This window comes from Rhizobium sp. PRIMUS64, assembly GCF_023006465.1.
Taxonomy (GTDB): domain Bacteria; phylum Pseudomonadota; class Alphaproteobacteria; order Rhizobiales; family Rhizobiaceae; genus Rhizobium; species Rhizobium leguminosarum.
This window is the reverse complement of sequence record NZ_JALBGX010000316.1, coordinates 1-720: the sequence shown is the minus strand read 5'-3', so window position 1 is coordinate 720 and position 720 is coordinate 1. Positions and strand designations below refer to the sequence as shown.

At 54.4% G+C, this 720-nt stretch carries 1 protein-coding gene and 1 pseudogene; one reads left to right on the top strand and one right to left on the bottom strand.

Going from position 1 to position 720, the window contains the following annotated elements; genetic code table 11:
- Positions 1 to 96 precede the first annotated feature (96 nt).
- Entirely contained in the window at positions 97 to 384 is a 288-nt protein-coding gene (locus MOV76_RS39320) for a hypothetical protein (RefSeq protein WP_247266611.1), read from the bottom strand.
- A gap of 95 nt (positions 385 to 479) precedes the next feature.
- Here MOV76_RS39320 and MOV76_RS39315 point away from each other — a divergent pair.
- Positions 480 to 720, top strand: a pseudogene (locus tag MOV76_RS39315) (hypothetical protein); the annotation flags it as partial.

Below are 720 nucleotides of genomic sequence, written 5' to 3'. Positions count from 1 at the left end.
CGATCTGCATATTGATCAGCTCAAGGTGAAGAGCAGAAATTTCCATTAGGAGAGTGATGCGCACACAAGGGCCAGACTGCAGCCGCCGACTGCGGATCAATTTCCGCCATCGAGAAAAGTGCGCTGAATTGCTGCCCATTCATCTGGATAGGGCTCGTGATCTTGCAGATATTCCGCCACGTATTCGCCCCAGCCTTGAATCTTCCAATATTTGGTCATGGCGTCGAAATGGCTATGTCCCGTCAGCTCGGCGGCCTTTACCGCTCCTGGTTTAAGGAGTGCCCTGAACCCATCACCCATGGGGCCAGCAAGACAAAGGCCAGGAAGCATCTGACCATCACGTTCGGGATCGAGCCAGATTTCGTGGATAAGTTCATTTCTCATTGGAACGTGCTACTTCGAGAGATATCTTGTGACAAGATTGCTGGACTCCGAATGCCTCACGATTAACCATTTTCCGACCTGCCTTCCGCCCACGCTCGATCAACGGTCGCATTCAGCGGGAGGGCGATGTCGTGCACTTGGTCGCCCACCAGCTATTTGATCTATCAGGAAGCCTGACGGGTCTTGCTGACCGCGATCTGGAATTCAGGCGGCCGAGCCGGGAGGGGAGGTGAATTCGCTTAGGGCGCGCCCGGTAGGCCGGATTCCCGGAACCCGTCCGGCCAAGGAAAGAAGTCGCACGACATATTCATATCCTTATGCCGAATTCGGCATAAC